At 49.8% G+C, this 19,407-nt stretch carries 18 protein-coding genes; 16 read left to right on the forward strand and 2 right to left on the reverse strand.

Translation table 11 applies throughout. The features are described 5' to 3' along the window. The first annotated feature begins 7 nt into the window (after positions 1-7). The 8 genes from meaB (at position 8) to QUE65_RS04745 (ending at position 8,463) form a co-directional block, all read left to right on the forward strand. Positions 8-1,039 carry a methylmalonyl Co-A mutase-associated GTPase MeaB gene (meaB, locus tag QUE65_RS04710; RefSeq protein ID WP_286282232.1) on the forward strand — a complete coding sequence of 344 codons (1,032 nt, stop codon included), beginning with the start codon at positions 8-10 and terminating at the stop codon, positions 1,037-1,039. 8 nt (positions 1,040-1,047) lie between these two features. Beyond that, the gene (locus tag QUE65_RS04715) at positions 1,048-2,580 is read left to right on the forward strand and encodes an acyl-CoA carboxylase subunit beta (protein ID WP_108508348.1); all 1,533 of its coding nucleotides are present in this window, start codon (positions 1,048-1,050) and stop codon (positions 2,578-2,580) included. Positions 2,581-2,602: 22 nt separating this feature from the next. Beyond that, positions 2,603-4,615 (forward strand): acetyl-CoA carboxylase biotin carboxylase subunit, encoded by a 2,013-nt coding sequence (gene accC / locus QUE65_RS04720; RefSeq protein WP_286282233.1) that lies wholly within the window; start codon positions 2,603-2,605, stop codon positions 4,613-4,615. 5 nt (positions 4,616-4,620) lie between these two features. Beyond that, positions 4,621-5,082 (forward strand): VOC family protein, encoded by a 462-nt coding sequence (locus tag QUE65_RS04725; RefSeq protein ID WP_286282234.1) that lies wholly within the window; start codon positions 4,621-4,623, stop codon positions 5,080-5,082. A gap of 84 nt (positions 5,083-5,166) precedes the next feature. Next, complete coding sequence (gene aceB / locus QUE65_RS04730; RefSeq protein WP_286282235.1) at positions 5,167-6,756, forward strand: malate synthase A; 1,590 nt, start codon at positions 5,167-5,169, stop codon at positions 6,754-6,756. 16 nt (positions 6,757-6,772) lie between these two features. Further along, positions 6,773-7,498 (forward strand): tRNA (adenosine(37)-N6)-threonylcarbamoyltransferase complex dimerization subunit type 1 TsaB, encoded by a 726-nt coding sequence (gene tsaB, locus QUE65_RS04735; protein ID WP_286282236.1) that lies wholly within the window; start codon positions 6,773-6,775, stop codon positions 7,496-7,498. Continuing rightward, on the forward strand, positions 7,470-7,985 hold the full coding sequence (gene rimI / locus QUE65_RS04740) for a ribosomal protein S18-alanine N-acetyltransferase (RefSeq protein ID WP_286282237.1): 516 nt from the start codon (positions 7,470-7,472) through the stop codon (positions 7,983-7,985). The genes tsaB and rimI overlap by 29 nt, the downstream gene beginning before the upstream one ends. Then, positions 7,975-8,463: a DNA polymerase III subunit psi gene (locus QUE65_RS04745; RefSeq protein WP_286282238.1), complete on the forward strand. Its 489-nt coding sequence runs from the start codon at positions 7,975-7,977 to the stop codon at positions 8,461-8,463. Before rimI ends, QUE65_RS04745 begins: the two co-directional genes overlap by 11 nt. Here the strand turns inward: QUE65_RS04745 and lplT are convergent, their stop codons facing one another. Then, positions 8,464-9,783: a lysophospholipid transporter LplT gene (lplT, locus tag QUE65_RS04750; RefSeq protein WP_286282239.1), complete on the reverse strand. Its 1,320-nt coding sequence runs from the start codon at positions 9,781-9,783 to the stop codon at positions 8,464-8,466. Positions 9,784-9,831: 48 nt separating this feature from the next. Between lplT and alr the strand changes: the two genes are divergently transcribed. After that, a complete protein-coding gene (gene alr, locus QUE65_RS04755) occupies positions 9,832-10,917 on the forward strand; it encodes an alanine racemase (protein WP_286282435.1) in 1,086 nt (361 codons plus the stop codon). On the opposite strand, the gene QUE65_RS04760 is transcribed toward alr, so the two are convergent. Continuing rightward, complete coding sequence (locus QUE65_RS04760; protein WP_286282240.1) at positions 10,910-11,776, reverse strand: outer membrane protein assembly factor BamD; 867 nt, start codon at positions 11,774-11,776, stop codon at positions 10,910-10,912. The genes alr and QUE65_RS04760 overlap by 8 nt on opposite strands. Between QUE65_RS04760 and QUE65_RS04765 the strand changes: the two genes are divergently transcribed. The 7 genes from QUE65_RS04765 (at position 11,770) to QUE65_RS04795 (ending at position 19,406) form a co-directional block, all read left to right on the forward strand. Then, the gene (locus QUE65_RS04765; protein WP_286282241.1) at positions 11,770-12,804 is read left to right on the forward strand and encodes an RluA family pseudouridine synthase; all 1,035 of its coding nucleotides are present in this window, start codon (positions 11,770-11,772) and stop codon (positions 12,802-12,804) included. The two genes, QUE65_RS04760 and QUE65_RS04765, sit on opposite strands and share 7 nt — an antisense overlap. Then, positions 12,801-13,592 carry a peptidoglycan editing factor PgeF gene (pgeF, locus tag QUE65_RS04770; RefSeq protein ID WP_286282242.1) on the forward strand — a complete coding sequence of 264 codons (792 nt, stop codon included), beginning with the start codon at positions 12,801-12,803 and terminating at the stop codon, positions 13,590-13,592. The genes QUE65_RS04765 and pgeF overlap by 4 nt, the downstream gene beginning before the upstream one ends. A 143-nt stretch (positions 13,593-13,735) precedes the next feature. Beyond that, positions 13,736-15,352: a class I poly(R)-hydroxyalkanoic acid synthase gene (gene phaC / locus QUE65_RS04775; RefSeq protein WP_286282243.1), complete on the forward strand. Its 1,617-nt coding sequence runs from the start codon at positions 13,736-13,738 to the stop codon at positions 15,350-15,352. 29 nt (positions 15,353-15,381) lie between these two features. Beyond that, positions 15,382-16,122: a 3-ketoacyl-ACP reductase gene (locus QUE65_RS04780; RefSeq protein ID WP_108508359.1), complete on the forward strand. Its 741-nt coding sequence runs from the start codon at positions 15,382-15,384 to the stop codon at positions 16,120-16,122. A gap of 45 nt (positions 16,123-16,167) precedes the next feature. Then, on the forward strand, positions 16,168-16,728 hold the full coding sequence (gene phaR, locus QUE65_RS04785) for a polyhydroxyalkanoate synthesis repressor PhaR (RefSeq protein ID WP_286282245.1): 561 nt from the start codon (positions 16,168-16,170) through the stop codon (positions 16,726-16,728). Positions 16,729-16,779: 51 nt separating this feature from the next. Beyond that, complete coding sequence (gene rimO / locus QUE65_RS04790) at positions 16,780-18,138, forward strand: 30S ribosomal protein S12 methylthiotransferase RimO (protein WP_286282246.1); 1,359 nt, start codon at positions 16,780-16,782, stop codon at positions 18,136-18,138. A gap of 83 nt (positions 18,139-18,221) precedes the next feature. Then, positions 18,222-19,406, forward strand: coding sequence for an acetyl-CoA C-acyltransferase family protein (locus QUE65_RS04795; RefSeq protein ID WP_286282437.1), 1,185 nt, complete (start codon positions 18,222-18,224; stop codon positions 19,404-19,406). Position 19,407 lies beyond the last annotated feature (1 nt).

Raw genomic sequence — 19,407 nt, forward strand, 5'->3', positions numbered from 1 at the left:
CCTTGCGATGCCCAATGCCCCAAGCGATGAGCAGTTAGTGGCGGCCTTGCTCGGCAAACCGTGCACTGAGCAACGTCGAGCATTGGCTAAAGCCATTACCTTGTTGGAGTCAACGCGACTCGATCATCGCACTCGCGCCGATCAATTACTCAACACCATTTTGCCGCACACGGGACGATCCTTTCGTCTCGGGATCTCAGGAGTGCCTGGAGTAGGTAAATCCACCCTCATCGAGAACTTAGGTCTTTACTTAATCTCAAAAGGCCATCGAGTTGCTGTCCTTGCAATTGATCCCTCATCGAGTTTGTCCGGTGGATCAATCCTCGGAGACAAAACCCGCATGGAACTTCTCTCCGTCAATGAGAACGCCTTTATTCGTCCAAGTCCCTCATCGGGCACTTTAGGCGGTGTTGCTGAGCGCACTCGCGAGGTGATGCTCTTAGCGGAAGCCGCAGGTCATGATGTGGTGATCGTCGAGACCGTTGGGGTAGGGCAAAGCGAGATTGCGGTGGCTGGCATGACCGATCTCTTTATGTTGTTGCAACTCCCCAATGCCGGCGATGATTTGCAAGCCATCAAAAAGGGAGTGATGGAGATCGCTGATCTGATTGTGATCAATAAAGCCGATCTCGATCCCAATGCGGCAACCCGTGCCCAAGCATTTATTACCAGCTCCTTGCGCTTAATGGGATTTCAGGGGAATCCAGACCACGCCGCTCATCATGCCGAGCAATGGCATCCCGTGGTCATGCAAATGAGTGCACTCCTTAATCAAGGTGTGGCGCAGTTATGGGATGAGATCGCACGCTTTCAATCCCTTGAAACGAAAAATGGCCATTTACAGACGCGTCGCCGTCAGCAAGCCACGGCCTGGATGTGGGAACGTATTGATAGCGCGCTCAAAAGTAATTTTAAGAACCATCCTGGCGTACAGCAGTTATTACCTGAACTCAGTGCCGCAGTAAATGCGGGCACGATCGCCCCATCCGTAGCAGCGCGTCGCTTACTCGACGCGATGCAAACACCCGATATTCGATAGGAGTTTTTATGCAAGACATTATTTCTCAATTGGAATCTAAGCGTGAGTTAGCGCGTCTCGGTGGCGGTCAAAAACGCATTGCTGCTCAGCACGCCAAAGGCAAACTCACGGCACGCGAGCGGATTGAGCTGCTACTCGACGAAGACTCATTTGAAGAGTGGGATATGTTTGTGGAGCATCGCTGTACGGATTTTGGCATGGCCGATCAAACCGTACCGAGCGATGGCGTCGTCACCGGATACGGCATGATTAATGGTCGCTTGGTGTTTGTGTTCTCGCAAGACTTCACAGTTTTGGGCGGCTCTTTATCGGAAGCTCATGCCGAGAAAATCTGCAAGATCATGGATCAAGCCATGAAAGTCGGCGCGCCTGTTATCGGACTAAATGACTCGGGTGGTGCGCGGATTCAGGAGGGGGTGGCTTCACTTGGTGGCTATGCGGAGATCTTTCAGCGTAATGTATCCGCTTCGGGTGTAATTCCGCAAATCTCTTTGATCATGGGTCCTTGCGCAGGTGGGGCCGTGTACTCACCCGCATTGACGGATTTCATCTTCATGGTGAAAGACACCTCGTACATGTTTGTGACCGGACCCGAGGTAGTAAAAACCGTAACGCACGAGGATGTCACCGCAGAAGATCTGGGCGGTGCGAACACCCATTCCACCGTATCCGGTGTTTGTGATCTAGCCTTTAATAACGATGTCGAGGCAATCATGATGCTGCGACGCTTTTATAGCTACTTGCCGCTCTCGAATAAAGAAAAAGCCCCATTTCTGGGTGGCTTGGTTTGGTCGGACGAGCCCGATTACTCACTTGATACCTTAGTACCCCTCAATCCTAATCAGCCCTATGACATGAAAGAGCTGATTCATAAGATTGTGGATGATGAAGATTTCTTTGAGTTGCAGCCCGACTATGCGAAGAACATCATCATTGGCTTTGCCCGCATTGGTGGTCAGACCGCTGGTATTGTTGCCAATCAACCGCTGGTACTCGCAGGGTGCCTTGATATCAAATCATCGATTAAAGCTGCTCGGTTTGTGCGCTTTTGTGATGCCTTTAATATCCCAGTTGTAACTTTGGTCGATGTACCAGGCTTTATGCCAGGCACCGCACAAGAGTACGGTGGCATTATTAAGCACGGTGCTAAGTTGCTCTACGCTTACGCCGATTGCACCGTTCCGAAGGTCACCTTAATTACACGCAAAGCCTATGGTGGTGCCTACGATGTGATGGCATCCAAGCATTTGCGAGGCGATGTGAACTTTGCCTGGCCTTCGGCAGAGATTGCAGTGATGGGACCGAAGGGTGCCGTTGAAATTATCTTTCGCGAAGAAAAAAATGATTCGCAAAAGATTGCCGAGCGTGAAGCGGAATACAAAGCAAAGTTTGCGAATCCATTTGTCGCAGGACGGCGTGGCTATATTGACGATGTGATCATGCCCCATGAATCACGTAAGCGCATCGCACGATCGCTGGCCATGCTCCAAGATAAGGATTTACAAAATCCACCCCGTAAACACGGCAACATCCCACTTTAATTTAATTGACTGAGCAATCACTATGTTTAAGAAAATCTTAATTGCTAACCGCGGTGAAATTGCTTGCCGAGTGATGTTGACCGCTAAACGGTTGGGGATCCAAACGGTAGCGGTTTATTCTGAGGCGGATGCCGAGGCCCGTCATGTGCGCATCGCCGATGAGGCCGTTTGCATTGGACCACCACCATCGCGAGAGTCGTATTTGCGTATGGATCGCATCATTGCTGCCTGCAAAGAAACAGGAGCGCAAGCAGTGCATCCAGGCTACGGGTTCTTGTCTGAGAACGAAGAATTTGCCAAACGGGTTGAGGAAGAGGGCATTATCTTTATTGGCCCTAAATACCAATCGATTGCTGCGATGGGTGACAAGATTGCCTCCAAGAAACTTGCTTTGGAGGCAAAGGTAAATACCATCCCCGGTCACAATGCAGCCATTGATGACCCACAGGCTGCGGTAAAAATTGCGCAGGGCATTGGTTACCCTGTGATGATCAAGGCCTCTGCCGGCGGTGGTGGTAAGGGATTACGCGTTGCGTATAACGATCAAGAAACCGCCGAAGGCTTTGTGGCCTGTAAAAACGAAGCACTCAATAGTTTTGGTGATGATCGCGTGTTCATTGAGAAGTTTGTGGAAGAACCACGGCATATCGAGATCCAGGTATTGGGTGATGCGCATGGCAATGTGGTGTATCTGTGGGAGCGTGAGTGCTCCATTCAGCGCCGCCATCAAAAAGTGATTGAAGAAGCACCATCACCCTTCTTGGACGATGCCACCCGTAAAGCCATGGGCGAGCAAGCGGTTGCTCTTGCTAAAGCAGTTCACTACCAATCTGCAGGTACTGTTGAGTTTGTGGTTGGCAAGGATAAGTCTTTCTATTTCTTAGAAATGAACACGCGCTTGCAGGTTGAGCATCCGGTCACGGAGTGTATTACCGGGCTTGATCTTGTTGAGCAAATGATTCGGGTGGCCGCTGGAGAGAAGTTGGCCTTTACCCAAAACCAAATCCCACGTAAAGGCTGGGCCATGGAGTGCCGCATCAATGCGGAAGACCCATTACGTAACTTCTTGCCCTCGACCGGGCGCTTAGTGAAATATCAGCCACCCGCATCAAACGATGGTGTACGAGTTGATACGGGTGTGTATGAGGGCGGTGAGATCCCGATGTATTACGACTCCATGATTGCCAAACTGATTACGCATGGAACCAATCGCGATGAAGCGATGAGTAAAATGCGCGGGGCGCTCAACGAGTTTGTGATTCGGGGGATTCATTCAAACATTCAATTCCAATCCGCCTTGTTGCAGCACCCACGTTTTCTATCGGGCCAGTTCAATACTGGATTCATTGCTGAAGAGTTCCCCAAAGGATTCTTAAAAGAATCCGTTCTACCAACTGACCCCAATCGTTTACCAGCCCTAGCCAGTTTTGTGCACCGCCGGTATTTGGAGCGCGCCAAATTGCTTGAAGGGCAACTCTTGGGCCACGAGATGAAGATTACCCAAGAGTTTGTGGTGATGCATGGTGAGACCTCCTACAACACCAAGATTGAGCAGCGTGATCACGGTTACCAAATATCCGTCAAGGCCAATCAAGGAAAACACGCGATGACGGATTATTTCCTTGAGAGTGATTGGCAACCGGGTTCCATTCGCTTGGCGTATCGCTTAAACGATGAGCCCATGGCATGTGCGCAAGTGGAGCGTCCAGGTTTAGGCTATGTGTTGATGCAAGATGGCGTGCATTTTGACTGCGTGGTGCTTAGTCCATTTGGAGCAGAGTTGCAACGGCGCATGCCCTATAAAGCACCGCCTGACACATCGAAGTTATTACTGTCACCCATGCCTGGTCTCTTAACGAAATTGCATGTGGCTAAAGGGGAGAAGGTCAGTGCCGGTCAGAAGTTGGTCGTGATTGAAGCCATGAAAATGGAGAACACGCTATTTGCTGCGCAAGATGGCATCGTGGCAGATATCTGCGCTAGTGAAGGATCGAGTCTAGCGGTTGATCAAATCATTATTCAGTTTGCAAAGTAATCATCATGAGCCGACCATTCAAGATCTTAGGTATCCAACAAATTGCCATTGGCGGCACTGACAAGCAAAAACTGAAAGCCTTGTGGGTGGATCTCTTTGGACTGCAATACAAAGACACCTTCGTATCTGAGCGCGAGAACGTCGATGAGGATATATGTGCCATCGGTCATGGCCCCCACGAAGTTGAAATTGATTTGATGCAACCGTTTGATATTGAGAAAAAGCCAGCAGTGCATCAAACGCCACTCAATCATATTGGCCTGTGGGTCGATGATTTACCAAAAGCAGTGGAGTGGTTAACGCAGCAAGGACTGCGCTTTGCCCCTGGCGGTATCCGCAAAGGAGCGGCTGGCCATGACATTATTTTTGTTCATCCCAAAGCCAATGAAGAATTTATGTTTTCAGGTGAAGGAGTCTTGATTGAGTTAGTTCAAGCTCCACCCGACGTGATTGCTGCATTGGCATAAACCCCGATTTGTGTGCAGTGCAACAAATCAGGCATAATAGTTATCAATTTGTCATTTAATCCTTAAAACCGATTAGGAGTATTCATGTCTGGCGCCCCAACCATCGAATCCAATGGCATTGAGCTCAAAGCTAAACTCAATCCGGATTTCGCAACTGTTGTTTCCCCCGATGCCCTCGAGTTTGTTGCTAAATTGCATCGAGCCTTTGAGCCACGCCGTCAAGAACTCCTCAAAAAACGAGTCGAACTAGCAAAAAAATTAGACGCTGGACAAAAACTCGATTTTTTACCTGAAACCAAATCAATCCGTGAGGGCGATTGGAAGATTGCTCCAGTACCGAAGGCTTTGGAAACCCGGCGTGTTGAACTAACGGGTCCCGTTGACGCCAAGATGGTGATTAATGCGCTGAACTCTGGTGCCGATTCGTATATGGCGGACTTTGAGGATTCTAATAGTCCCTATTGGGAAAACATCGTTCAAGGACATGTCAATTTAAAGAAAGCCGTGCGCCGCGATATTGCGCTCAATCTCTTTGGTAAGGAATATAAGCTCAATGAGAAAACCGCAACGCTAATTGTTCGCCCTCGCGGTTGGCATCTCGATGAGAAGCACGTCCTAGTGGATGGTCAGCGCGTATCGGGTGGCATTTTTGACTTCGCCATCTTCACCTTCAACAGTGGCAAGTATTTGGAAGCAAGAGGCTTGGGACCATTTTTCTATTTGCCAAAGATTGAAAGTCATCTCGAAGCGCGTTTGTGGAATGATATTTTCACCATGGCTGAGAAAGAGCTTGGCTTGAAGCACGGTAGCATTAAGGCAACCGTATTGGTAGAGACCATTAACGCAACTTTTGAGATGGACGAGATCCTCTATGAGTTGCGTGACCACAGCGCGGGTTTAAACGCAGGTCGCTGGGACTACATCTTCTCCGCGATTAAAAAGTTCAAGCTGGATAAAAACTTCTGCTTAGCCGATCGCGTGAAGGTAACCATGACCTCGCCCTTCATGCGCTCGTACGCACTCTTTCTATTAAAGACCTGCCATAAGCGTGGCGCTCCAGCAATGGGAGGCATGAGCGCGTTCATCCCAATTAAGAACGATCCTGAAAAGAATGCAATCGCACTTGCTGCCGTATCGACGGACAAGCGTCGCGAGGCAACCGATGGCTACGACGGCAGTTGGGTTGCTCATCCTGGCTTGGTTGAGCTATGCATGAATGAGTTCAAAGCCGTATTGGGTGATAAGCCCAATCAATTTGATCGGCAACGCGATGACATTCAAGTAACGGCTGGGGATTTACTCAACTTTGCTCCAGAAGGCCCCATTACGGAAGCAGGACTACGTTACAACATCAACGTAGGTATTCATTACATGGGCGCTTGGTTGGCGGGCAACGGTTGTGTGCCGATCCACAATTTGATGGAAGACGCGGCTACCGCTGAGATCAGCCGCTCGCAAGTTTGGCAGTGGATTCGGTCCCCCAAAGGGGTTCTCGATGACGGTCGCAAAGTCACCCTTGAGCTAGTTCGTCAACTGATTGGTGAAGAGTTAAAAAAGGTTAAGGATTCAGGTGCTGTTGGACAGTTTGACCGATCTGCCAAGATTTTTGAGGATCTGGTTGCCAATGATCATTTTGTGGAGTTCTTAACTCTGCCGCTGTACGAAGAATTCTAAATTTAGGACGCTAGGCATGCGCATCTTGGCCATCGACACTTCGACCTCGTGGTGTTCGGTGGCCTTATGTTTTGATGATCAGCCGATTGTGCATCGGCACGAGCAACTTGGTTCAAAAGCCAGTCAACATCTCTTGCCATGGTGCAGTGAGCTACTTCAACAGCTTGGTGCAGGCTTTAAAGATCTTGATGCGCTCGCGGTGGGAGTCGGACCCGGTGCATTCACTGGAGTGCGCCTCTCAGTTGCAGTTGCTCAAGGCTTATCAATCGGTTCGCAATTTCCAGTCATTCCCGTAACCAGTCTTGATGCCATGGCATTGCAATTTGTAGAGCACTATCAAACGCCTCAAAATACGACATTCACCATGGCTCTGGATGCCCGCATGGGTGAAGTGTATTGGGCTCGCTATCAACGCAAGCAAACCCAACCTAATCCCCTTCATCCCATTCAACTGACGGTGCCTGCTGAGATCCCAGATAACGGTGAGGACCTAATTGCCGGAAATGCACTGGCCGAGTACACCGATTACTTTGCCAATCATTTTGTTGGCCGACAGTTTGATGCGCAATTAGTACCCAACGCACTGAGTATCTTAGAACTTGCCAAAGACCGTTACCAAGTAGGCCAAGTGATTTCGGTCGAGCGGCTTGAACCCCTTTATATCCGTAATAAAGTCGCCCTCACTACCCAAGAACGTAATGATGCCGCAAGCCGTGCCCCAACCGGTCATTTGCTTGGCTGAGCTCGTTTTGGAGTTGATGACCGAGTCAGATCTGGATACGGTCATGGCGATTGAGGCTAGCTCCCATCGTCACCCGTGGTCACGCGGTAACTTTATTGATTCAATTCAAGCAGGCCATTGGGCATATTGCCTTCGCGAGGTGAGTGATCCCAGTAAACGAATATGGGCCTACTGTATTTTGCTTCCAGCGGTGGATGATCTGCATCTTCTGAACATTACGGTGGATACCGATCTACGTGGTCAGGGTGTGGGGCTGCGCCTCATGAGCGCTATTCAAGCGATAGCGAGTAATTTGTCGATCCCACGCATCTTGCTCGAGGTTCGTCCAAGCAATGAAGCGGCGATTGCTCTGTATGAGAAAGCAGGGTATGAGGAGTTAGCACGACGCAAAGCCTATTACCCAGTAGAATCGTCTTCTGGAATTCGCGAAGACGCGATTGTGATGGTAAAAAACATCGACTCCTCAGTCAAACCCTATGCACATTGATGAACGCTCACGTTACCTGAAAGAAATGGGAATCACAGAGTGGTCTGTGCGCTCCACTGCGAACGACTCTGCGCCAACTGCCGAGTCTCAACAGGCCATTCCAAATCAAGAGCCCAAGGTGTATTGGCTGTTTTATGGTCAAGCACCCGGCGGGGATCAAGAGCGCTTATTTCAGAACATGATTTTGGCGCTCGGGCTCTTACCTAAAGAATGGGAATGGCGCTCACCAACGAATACGCAAACACCGAGTACGCATTTACCATGCGTGGCATTTGCCTTTGGTGAGCAAGCTGCACAGGTATTAAGTGGTGAGCAAGATCCACTCACCCAGTTGCGCGATGTCGTGCTTGAGATTGCTGGTCAAGATATCCCATTGATTGCAAGCTTTGATCTGGCCCACTGCCTAAATCGGCCAAAAGATAAAGCCTTAGTCTGGCAAGACCTATTACTGGCTCGCTCCGTATTGCAATCCCTCTAATTAGTGCTTGGCCTCACCAATCAGATGCAGTGAGTCGTACTCGGCCTGATTGGCTTCGTGTTTTTTAATCACGAGCCACATGGTGAGCGCAACACCCAAACCAAACCCTGTAATCACAATCGGAACAGGAACGTCGAGCCAAATTAAGAGCGCATACAGCATGAGCATCATGAGTACTGAGAGGTTTTCATTGAAGTTCTGAACCGCAATGGAGTGACCCGCAGACAGTAAGACGTGACCGCGATGTTGTAAGAGGGCATTCATGGGAACCACAAAGTATCCCGCTAACCAGCCCACTGTAATGAGAAGCGCATAGGCAGGGATGAGATTGAAGTTGACTTCCAATGCCCCAATCTTAAAGAGCACGATCGAAGGAATGTATTCAATATGGTAAATAGCCATGATGCACACCAGTAAGCCCATCACGACGCCATAAGGTAAGACCTTTAAAGCGGATTTCAATGGAATGCGCGATGCAGCCCAAACTGCGCCCCCTGCAACACCAATGGCGGAAACCGCTTGCAAGATAGCCCCTTGCGAGAGGTTCATATTGAGCGCGGTCTCAGCCCACTTCAACACAATGAACTGCAGGGTCGCACCAGCGCCCCAAAATAAGGTAGTTACCGCCAACGAGATTTGGCCCAAACGATCACGCCACAGAATATGAAAACCCACAAAAAAATCTTTGGTCAACTGAATGGGGTTAAGGTGCTGCTCAGGGTAGCGGGCTCCCGTATCTGGGATCTTTAAGTTAAAGAGTGCTGCGATCAAGTAAATAAACATAATGATCGAGATTGCAGATTCAGCAGGACTATCAACACCGGTAGTAATGACTGGCAAATCAAAGCTCATCAGGGAAGCGGATACCTTGCTGCTAATTAACACGCCACCCAAGACCGTGCCAGCAATAATCGAGCCTACGGTTAAACCTTCAATCCAACCATTTGCCGCCACCAACTTTTCTGGGGGGAGTAATTCGGTCAAGATGCCGTATTTGGCTGGGGAGTAAGCGGCAGCACCAAGACCCACAATGGCGTAAGAGGCTAGTGGATGAGCACCCAAGAGCATGGCAGCACACCCAATAATTTTGATGGTGTTGGTGATGAACATCACCTGACCCTTGGGTCGGGAGTCAGCAAAGGCTGCGACAAAGGCGGCCAACAATACATACGAGAGCACAAAGAAAAGTTTGAGAAGCGGGGTCATCCAGTCCGGGGCAGCGAGCTGGGCTAAGAGAGCGATGGCCGCAATCAGCAGGGCGTTATCGGCGAGCGACGAAAAAAATTGCGCCGCCATAATGGTGTAAAAACCTGGTTTCATTCGTACAATTGCTTCATTTACTAGATTAGAGCATGAAAGGGGAGATTTCTGGAGCGCCCGATTCTGGCAACGATTAACACTGCTGCATTAGGCCACAATTTAAGGCGGGTCAGAGAACTCGCCAGTAATTCTCGCATATGGTCTGTGGTTAAAGCCCGTGCCTATGGCCACAGCTTAAAGGCGGCGCTGGTAGGGCTCTCACAAACCGATGGTTTTGCAGTCTTAGATCTTGATGATGCGCGCTGGTTGCGGGCCCAGGGGTGGATCAAGCGGATCTTGCTTCTGGAGGGTCTTTTCCAAGAGGCGGACATCCAGGCAGCGATTGAGTTGAACTGCGATGTGGTGGCTCATAACCCCAATCAAGTCACATGGCTTGAGAAGCAGAGTCATCCCATGACCATCTTCTTAAAACTCAATTCCGGGATGAACCGATTGGGTTTTCGTCCCGAAGCCTACCGGCTTGCATACCATCGCTTGCATGCTGCTGGTCACCGCATGAACCACATGACCCATTTTGCAAATGCCGATTACATCGATCGCGAACCGTCCGTGGGCGCGCAAATGGAGTGCTTTACCAGCACAATTGATGGATTGACGGGAGAAACCTCGCTGGCTAATTCTGCAGCGGTCTTATGGCATCGCAATGCCTTGGGCGATTGGGTTCGTCCTGGCATTATGTTGCACGGTATTTCCCCATCCGGTCAGTTTGCGGATATTGCCCATGCTAATTTGCAAGCGGTGATGACTCTCTCCAGTTCGATCATCGCCATTCAAGACTTAGAACCCGGCGACGCCGTGGGTTATGGATCCCGATATCGGGCAACTCAACCCATGCGAATTGGTGTCATTGCCTGTGGCTATGCCGATGGCTATCCTCGCCATGCCAAGGATGGCACTCCGGTCTGGGTTCATGCCAAGGAACCTGGTCAATCCCGAATTTGCCCGATTGCGGGTCAGGTCTCGATGGATATGCTAACCATTGATCTAACCCACGCTCCATGGGCAAGCGTTGGCACTAAAGTGGAACTGTGGGGCAAGAACCTACCCGTGGATGACGTAGCGATGCATGCCCAAACGATTGGCTACGAACTGGTGTGCGCGATTGCACCCCGGGTACCCATCCAAATTATTTAGTGATCCAGAACTGCCACCACTTGCGTTCTTTCTGAACTCGCTTACCGGTCTTAAAGATCTGACTATCAGGAAAGTTCAGCTTAAAGACGCGCATCGCATCAGAACTTAAGTCAGTCATTCCCAAGGCTTGGTAGGACTGAATCAAAATATAAAGCGCCTCTTCAACTGCGGGTGCGCGGTCGTAATCCCGAATCACAAGTTGGGCACGGTTCGCAGCAGCCAAATAGGCGCCACGGTCATAGTAATAGCGCGCCACAATGACATCGGCCTCCGCTAATGAGTTGACGATGTAGCGCATGCGATCGAGCGAGTCAGGCGCGTATTTACTATTAGGGAAGCGCTCGACCACGACCTTAAAGGATTCAAAGGCTTCCTTGGCAGCCTTGGGATCACGTTCACTCAGATCTTGTCCAGTCAACTTACCCATAAAACCCAAGTCATCATTAAACGTGATGAGACCTTTAAGGTAATACGCGTAATCTAAATTCGGATTGCCTTGATGCAATTTAATAAAGCGATCGATTTGCACCATTGCTTGAGCAGGCTCTTGGGCCTTCCAAAAACAATACGCTGAGTTAATTTGCGCTTGTTGCGAGTAGGGACCGAATGGAAAGCGCGCCTCCAGTTTCTCAAAGTACTGACCGCACTTATCAAAATCATTCTCATTCATCTTATCGCGCGCCTCGGTGTAGAGCTTTGCCTCTGACCAGCCTAAGGTTTCATCGGTGCTGGTATTCGCGCATGAGGTGAGAAGCATTACAGAAGAAACTAGCGAAGCAAGAACAACAAGCCTTAAACTAGCACGATGGTGCCCCATAGGGGGAATTGATAACACAATAAGGTCCTTCCAGCGTGGCATTGCCGCAAACTCCTGATCCGAATTCCACTGATTATATCGATGATGAGGATTTCATTGCCCTTGAGATCCCTGATGCATGGGCCGGTGAGCGTTTAGATAAAGTCTTAGCCCATTTTTTAACCGATTACTCACGCAATCGGATCCAGTCATGGGCCAACCAAGGGGCCGTTCTGGTCGATGGCAAGGTGGTTAAATCACGGCAGATTTTGCGCGGCGGTGAAGCAATTCGGGTCTTTCCGCAAGAGATGCCAGAGCAGCACGCCTTTGAGCCAGAAGAGATCCCCCTCAATTGCATCTATGAAGACAATCACTTACTGGTCTTTAACAAAGTGGCTGGGATGGTGATGCATCCAGCGGCTGGGAACTGGACCGGAACGGTATTGAATGGCCTACTGTTTCATTACCCCGAGCTCGCGCAGTTGCCACGTGCTGGCATTGTGCATCGATTGGATAAAGATACCTCAGGGCTCTTTGTGGTGGCGCGTACTGCATTGGCTCAAACCGCCTTAGTACGGCTATTGCAAGATCATTTGGTTGAGCGACGCTATCTTGCATGGGTTTGGGGCGATACCCCTTTGCATGGAACGATCAATGCGGCCTTAGCGCGTGACCCCCGTGATCGACTCAAGATTGCCGTAGTGCCTGCCGATTCCAAAGTGGCCAATGCGAAAGCCGCACGCACACATTTCAAAAGGTTGGCCCTTGGCGCCTATCAACAGAGTAAGGTCTCATTATTGGAATGTCGTCTTGAGACCGGACGAACCCATCAAATTCGTGTGCATCTTGAGTCCTTGTCTTATCCTTTACTTGGCGATCCAGTCTATCGTAAGCGCATCCCAGCAGCCGCGAGTCAATTGTTCTTAAAGCGCCAAGCGCTCCATGCCTTTGCATTGGAGTTTGTTCACCCAAGTACTAACGCACCGATGCAATGGTTTGCCCCCATTCCAGACGATCTCATGGAGTTGCACGCGCAAGTGCAAATGAATCGCGCAATTCTTCCTAAACCGTTTCATGAATCTTCCTCATGAGCCCGCTTCGCATTCTTAAACCCGATTGGCCAGCACCAGCCAATGTGCATGCATTTACGACCACCCGAAAAGGTGGCTTTAGCCAAGCACCTTATGATCAATTCAACTTAGGAGCGTTTGCCGGTGAGGAGCTCCAGGTCGTCCAACAAAATCGGGCCTTACTAAACGCCTTATTACCGCAAGCACCGTTTTGGATTAAACAAGTGCATGGAACGGATGTGGTTATGGCGCAAGGTGTTCACGAGGGCATTGGCGATTCCATCATTGAAGCCGATGCGAGCGTCACGACTCATCCTCAAACTGTTTTGAGTATCTTGGCAGCCGATTGCATGCCAGTGTTATTGACCAACCGATTTGGAACAGCGGTGGCGGCAGCGCACGCGGGTTGGCGGGGATTGTGCGCTGGTGTTTTAGAAAATACCGTTGCAAAACTTCTAAAGGAATCCTCTTGCACACCATCAGATTTGCTGGCATGGATTGGTCCGAGCATCTCGGTAGCCCATTACGAAGTCGGAGCTGAAGTACGAGCTGCGTTTATCGCATCGGCAGCGCAATTTGATTATCAACTCGATGCCGCATGCTTCATTCCCAATCATGCATCCGGTCCTGATAAATATTTGGCCGATCTGCCACGTATTGCCAAATCTCGACTACAGGCCTTGGGTATTAAAGCGGTTTATGGTGGTGATTTGTGCACCTACCGTGACCCTGAGTGCTTTTACTCCTATCGCCGCGAAACCCCCACGGGACGCTTTGCCAGCTTGATTTGGTTCAATCCGAAGTCCTAGTCATCAGGGCCCTTGCCGTACCATGGCCCATTAATCCTGATAAATGCTAGGGTTAGTGCTTATAACCCTAGCGTCATAATCATCTGAGAATAGAGACGTACTGTTTAGTTTGTTTTACACCTTTTAAGAAAATCACCATCATCATGAATTTGGGTAATTCACCAAGCTTGGCCCCGCAATACATGGCCATGATCCCCGCAGAAAAGCTCTCTGAAATTCAAACAAAATACCTCGAGGACCTCGGTAAATTAGGCAAGGATCCCAATGCCTTGGAGTTTAAAGACCGGCGCTTTATGGGTGAAGCGTGGCAAAACCCCTGGAGCAAGGCGCTGGTATCGACTTACCTATTGAACTCGCGTTATTTGAACGAGCTCGTGCAAGCGGTGCAAACGGATAACAAAACTCGTCAGCGAATTGAGTTTGCCACCAATCAAATGATCGATGCCTTATCGCCATCGAACTTCTTAGCCACTAATCCAGAAGCGCTTGAGACCATTCTGAAGACTCAAGGCCAATCGATCCAGAAAGGCATTCTGAACTTATTAGGGGATCTCGGCAAAGGCAAGGTGAGCCAAACCGACGAGAGTGGTTTTGAGGTCGGCAAAAATCTAGCGCAGACTGAGGGTGCCGTCGTGTTTCGCAACCCGCTCTTTGAGTTGATTCAGTACAAGCCATTGACCGACCAGGTTTATGAGCGCCCATTCTTGATGGTACCTCCGTGCATTAATAAGTACTACATACTGGATTTGCAACCCGATAATTCGGTGGTGCGCTATATGGTGAGCCAAGGGCATACGGTGTTCTTGGTCTCCTGGAAAAATCCAGACACCAGCATGGATCGCATCACTTGGGATGACTATGTGGGCACGGGCGTCCTTGAAGCAATTCGGGTTACACAGGAAATTAGTCAACAAGACAAAATCAATATATTGGGCTTCTGTGTGGGTGGCACACTAGTCAGTACCGCACTCGCAGTGCTCGCGGCACGCAAAGACGATGCCATTGAAAGCTTGACACTGTTAACCACCTTATTGGATTTCACGGACACGGGAATCTTGGACGTCTTCATTGATGAGTCTTTGGTTAACCTGCGCGAGAAATCCATTGGTGGTGCTGAGGGACGCTACGGCCTCTTATCGGGCTTGGAATTAGCCAATACGTTTTCGTTCTTACGGCCCAATGAGCTGGTGTGGAACTACGTGGTCGACAACTACCTCAAAGGAAACTCGCCGCCGCCATTTGACTTGCTCTACTGGAACGGCGACTCCACCAATTTACCTGGCCCGATGTATTGCTGGTACCTGCGCCATACCTATTTGCAAAATGATTTAGCAAAACCCGGCAAGCTCAAGGTCTGTGGTGAAGCAGTTGATCTTGGTAAGGTTAAGGTACCCGCCTACATTTATGCCTCACGCGAGGATCACATTGTTCCATGGCAATCTGGATACGAGAGCACCCAAATCCTAAAGGGCCCAATTCGCTTTGTGATGGGGGCATCGGGTCACATTGCTGGTGTGATCAATCCACCCCATAAGAAAAAACGCAATTACTGGACCAACTCCAATTTACCGAAATCCGCCGCCGCTTGGTTTAAGGGCGCCGAAGAGGTACCTGGCAGTTGGTGGCCGGACTTTACTCAATGGCTTACTCAATATGGCGGCAAGCAAATTCCTGCACCAACGGAGTATGGGCGGGGCAAATATAAGAAATTAGTTGCAGCGCCTGGCACCTACGTCAAAGAAAAGGCGCAAAAGGTTTAATCGATTGATCTGAATACAAGGAGAAGATGATGGCACAACGGATTGCATATGTAACGGGTGGTATGGGCGGCATTGGCACGGCAATTTGTCAGCGCCTATCCAAAGGCGGCTTTAAGGTAATTGCTGGCTGTGGCCCAAACTCACCGCGTAAGGATCGCTGGATTGGTGAGCAAAAGGCCCTAGGTTATGAGTTCATTGCCTCAGAGGGCAATGTATCCGATTGGGAAAGCACCAAAGCGGCTTTTGAAAAGGTGAGGGCTGAGGTTGGTCGCGTTGATGTGTTGGTGAACAACGCCGGTATCACCCGGGATAGCGTATTTCGGAAGATGACCCCTGAAGATTGGAAGGCGGTCATTGATACCAACCTGAACTCACTTTTTAATGTCACCAAACAAGTGATTGATGGCATGATCGATAACGGCTGGGGCCGGATTATTAATATTTCTTCAGTGAATGGTCAAAAAGGGCAGTTTGGTCAAACCAACTATTCCACCGCCAAAGCTGGATTACACGGCTTCACCATGGCGCTCGCCCAAGAGGTTGCCAGTAAGGGCGTGACCGTCAATACCGTTTCTCCGGGCTATATTGCAACCGATATGGTCAAAGCGATTCGGGAGGATGTGCTCGAGAAGATCATTGGCACCATCCCGGTGAAGCGTCTTGGAACCCCCGATGAGATTGCCTCGATTTGTGCCTGGATTGCCTCGGACGATGGTGCTTTCTCCACTGGCGCTGACTTCTCGCTCAACGGAGGGATTCATACAGGCTAAACTAAGGGGAAATTCTGCATTGCAACAACGAGCAAGGGAATAACCATGGCTACACGAACAAAACGGGTTGGCGATGAGCGCCTAATTAAGAAGTACCCCAATCGGCGTCTTTACGATACCCAAACGAGTACCTATGTGACCCTCGCTGACATTAAAGAGCTGGTAATGGCATCGGAGAGCTTTAAGGTGCTCGATGCCAAAACGGACGAAGATCTGACCCGCAGTATTCTTTTGCAGATCATTCTTGAGGAAGAGGCCTGCGGGATGCCAATTTTCTCTACCCAAATGCTCCAGCAAATGATCCGTTTTTATGGGCACTCGATGCAAGGTTTAATGGGTAGCCATTTGGAACGCACCATGCAATCCTTTATGGATATGCAGCAAAAGTTATCGGAGCAATCCAAGTCGATGACCGGTGGTGGCACAGAAGCCTGGACCCAAATGATGAACTTGCAAAATCCCTTTATGCAAAATCTGATGACTAACTATATGGATCAGAGTAAGGACTTGTTCTTAAAAATGCAGGAGCAAATGCAAGGCTCAAATCAACTATTTACCGGTTATCCATTCAAAAGCAAATCCGACGCATCGGATTCCAAATCCTAATTACCGAGTCCTCACGCACTCATTATTTAAATTCAAGATCGGGCGTTATTTGTGGTTGCAAAAGTAGGATTTGTTTCGTTGGGTTGTCCCAAAGCATTGGTTGATTCAGAACTGATCTTGACCCAGTTGAGTGCCGAGGGTTATGAGACCGCAAAAGACTATGCGGGAGCCGATCTGGTGATTGTTAACACCTGCGGTTTTATTGATTCTGCAGTCGAAGAAAGTTTATCGGCGATTGGTGAGGCCTTAACCGAAAACGGTAAGGTGATTGTGACTGGTTGCTTAGGTGCCAAAAAGAATGCCGATGGCAGTGATCTCATTACGAGTATTCATCCTAAAGTATTGGCTGTGACTGGACCGCACGCAACGGCGGAAGTCTTGCAAGCTGTGCACACTCATTTGCCTAAACCGCATGATCCGTTTATGGATCTCGTGCCCCCAGCGGGCATCAAACTGACCCCGAAGCATTACGCCTATCTCAAAATCTCTGAGGGTTGTAATCATCGGTGTAGCTTTTGCATTATTCCCAGTATGCGAGGTGATCTGGTATCGCGCCCCATCGGCGATGTATTGCAAGAAGCCCAAAAACTTTTTGAGTCGGGAGTCAAAGAGCTCTTGGTGGTCTCGCAGGATACCAGTGCCTATGGCGTTGATATTCAGTACCGCACCGGCTTTTGGGATGGTAAGCCGATCAAGACACGCTTGTATGATTTGGCACTTGCACTGCATGAACTTGCGCTAAGGCATCAAGCCTGGGTGCGCATGCATTATGTGTATCCCTATCCCCATGTGGATCAGATTTTGCCGATCATGGCGAAATTTAAAGATACGGGATTTGGGCTCTTGCCGTATTTGGATATTCCGTTTCAACATGCACACCCCGATGTGCTCAAGCGCATGAAACGACCTGCGAGCGGAGAAAAAAATCTGGATCGTATTGCTGCATGGCGAGCGATTTGTCCCGATCTTGTGATTCGTAGTACGTTTATTGCTGGATTCCCTGGCGAAACCGAAGATGAGTTTTCAGCCTTACTGCAATTTATGGAAGAGGCGCAAATCGATCGAGCTGGGTGCTTTGCCTATTCACCGGTGGAGGGCGCCACGGCCAATGAGCTCGACCACCCCGTGCCTGAGTCCCTTCGTGAGGAGCGACGCTCCCGCTTCATGGCGCTCGCCGAGGAACAATCGAGCCGACGCTTACGGCGATTAGTCGACCAACGCATTCGGGTATTGGTTGACCATGTAACCCCTGAGGGTGGAATCGGTCGGAGTGCGGCCGATGCCCCAGAAATTGATGGGATTGTAAAAATCTTGCCACCCAGTAAGCCTTCCAAGCGCTTCCGGGTTGGGGAGTTTGTGAGGGCTACGGTCCTAGAAACTCAAGGGCATGATCTGATTGTGGAAGTCTAGATAATTCGTAATGAATGAGTAATACTTGGGTAGATAATTGAACGTGTCGGTTGATTGGCTAATTTGCAAAGAGGGGAAAAATGATGAGTCGTGAAGTCGTGGTTTTAAGTGCAGCGCGTTCTGCAATTGGAAGTTATGGTGGCAGTCTCAGTGGCATGGAGCCATCGGAATTGGCTGGCGTTGTCATGAAAGAGGCGGTTGCCCGATCTGGCGCCGATCCTGCCAAGATTAACTACGTAACGGTCGGCAATACCATGCCAACCGACTCACGCTATGCCTATGTGGCTCGTGTTGCAGCCATTCAAGCGGGACTGCCGATGGACTCGGTCGCGATGGCCGTTAATCGTCTGTGCAGTTCTGGATTACAAGCGATTGTGACCACTGCGCAGGGCATCATGCTCAACGACTATGACTATGGAGTTGGTGGCGGTGTGGAAGTGATGTCGCGCGCGATGTATGGAGCCACAGCGATGCGTAACGGTGCACGCATGGGCGATACGAAGATGATTGACCTCATGGTCGCAGTACTCACCGACCCCTTTGGTGTTGGCCATATGGGCATCACGGCAGAGAACTTGGCTGAAAAATGGAAGATCACGCGCGAAGATCAAGATGCCTTTGCAGTGGAGTCGCATCGCCGTGCTGCTGCTGCGATCAAAGAAGGCCGCTTTAAATCCCAAATCGTACCGATTACATTAAAAACCCGAAAGGGCGATGTGGTGTTTGATACCGATGAGCATTGCAAACCGGATACCACCATGGAGACCTTAGGAAAAATGAAGCCCGCCTTCAAAAAAGAGGGTGGCACAGTGACCGCAGGAAATGCATCGGGTGTCAACGATGGCGCCGCCTTCATGGTTTTAGCAGCAGCCGATGTCGCTGCCAAAGCTGGACAAAAGCCAATTGCGCGTTTGGTTTCTTATGCAGTGGCTGGTGTTCCTAACCACATTATGGGCGAGGGCCCAATCCCCGCAACCAAGATTGCCTTGCAACGTGCTGGATTGACGCTAGACAAGATGGATGTGATTGAATCCAATGAGGCCTTTGCTGCTCAAGCAATTGCGGTGACCAAAGGGTTGGGCTTGGATCCAGCAAAGACCAACGTGAACGGTGGTGCGGTTGCACTCGGTCACCCAGTGGGTTGTACGGGTGCTGCGATTGCCACAAAGGCTATTTTTGAGTTACATCGCACCAATGGTAAGTATTGCTTAGTCACCATGTGTATTGGTGGTGGTCAAGGCATTGCCGCGGTATTTGAGAAGTTCTAAG

Origin of the sequence: Polynucleobacter sp. HIN8 (assembly GCF_030297615.1) — a bacterium.
GTDB lineage: Bacteria > Pseudomonadota > Gammaproteobacteria > Burkholderiales > Burkholderiaceae > Polynucleobacter.

Bases quoted from the DNA above. Each gene is read 5' to 3' on its own strand.
- meaB (WP_286282232.1), top strand. From the start codon at position 8: ATGCCCAATGCCCCAAGCGATGAGCAGTTAGTGGCGGCCTTGCTCGGC.
- QUE65_RS04715 (WP_108508348.1), top strand. From the start codon at position 1,048: ATGCAAGACATTATTTCTCAATTGGAATCTAAGCGTGAGTTAGCGCGT.
- accC (WP_286282233.1), top strand. From the start codon at position 2,603: ATGTTTAAGAAAATCTTAATTGCTAACCGCGGTGAAATTGCTTGCCGA.
- QUE65_RS04725 (WP_286282234.1), top strand. From the start codon at position 4,621: ATGAGCCGACCATTCAAGATCTTAGGTATCCAACAAATTGCCATTGGC.
- aceB (WP_286282235.1), top strand. From the start codon at position 5,167: ATGTCTGGCGCCCCAACCATCGAATCCAATGGCATTGAGCTCAAAGCT.
- tsaB (WP_286282236.1), top strand. From the start codon at position 6,773: ATGCGCATCTTGGCCATCGACACTTCGACCTCGTGGTGTTCGGTGGCC.
- QUE65_RS04745 (WP_286282238.1), top strand. From the start codon at position 7,975: ATGCACATTGATGAACGCTCACGTTACCTGAAAGAAATGGGAATCACA.
- lplT (WP_286282239.1), bottom strand. From the start codon at position 9,783: ATGAAACCAGGTTTTTACACCATTATGGCGGCGCAATTTTTTTCGTCG.
- QUE65_RS04760 (WP_286282240.1), bottom strand. From the start codon at position 11,776: ATGCCACGCTGGAAGGACCTTATTGTGTTATCAATTCCCCCTATGGGG.
- pgeF (WP_286282242.1), top strand. From the start codon at position 12,801: ATGAGCCCGCTTCGCATTCTTAAACCCGATTGGCCAGCACCAGCCAAT.
- phaC (WP_286282243.1), top strand. From the start codon at position 13,736: ATGAATTTGGGTAATTCACCAAGCTTGGCCCCGCAATACATGGCCATG.
- QUE65_RS04780 (WP_108508359.1), top strand. From the start codon at position 15,382: ATGGCACAACGGATTGCATATGTAACGGGTGGTATGGGCGGCATTGGC.
- phaR (WP_286282245.1), top strand. From the start codon at position 16,168: ATGGCTACACGAACAAAACGGGTTGGCGATGAGCGCCTAATTAAGAAG.
- QUE65_RS04795 (WP_286282437.1), top strand. From the start codon at position 18,222: ATGAGTCGTGAAGTCGTGGTTTTAAGTGCAGCGCGTTCTGCAATTGGA.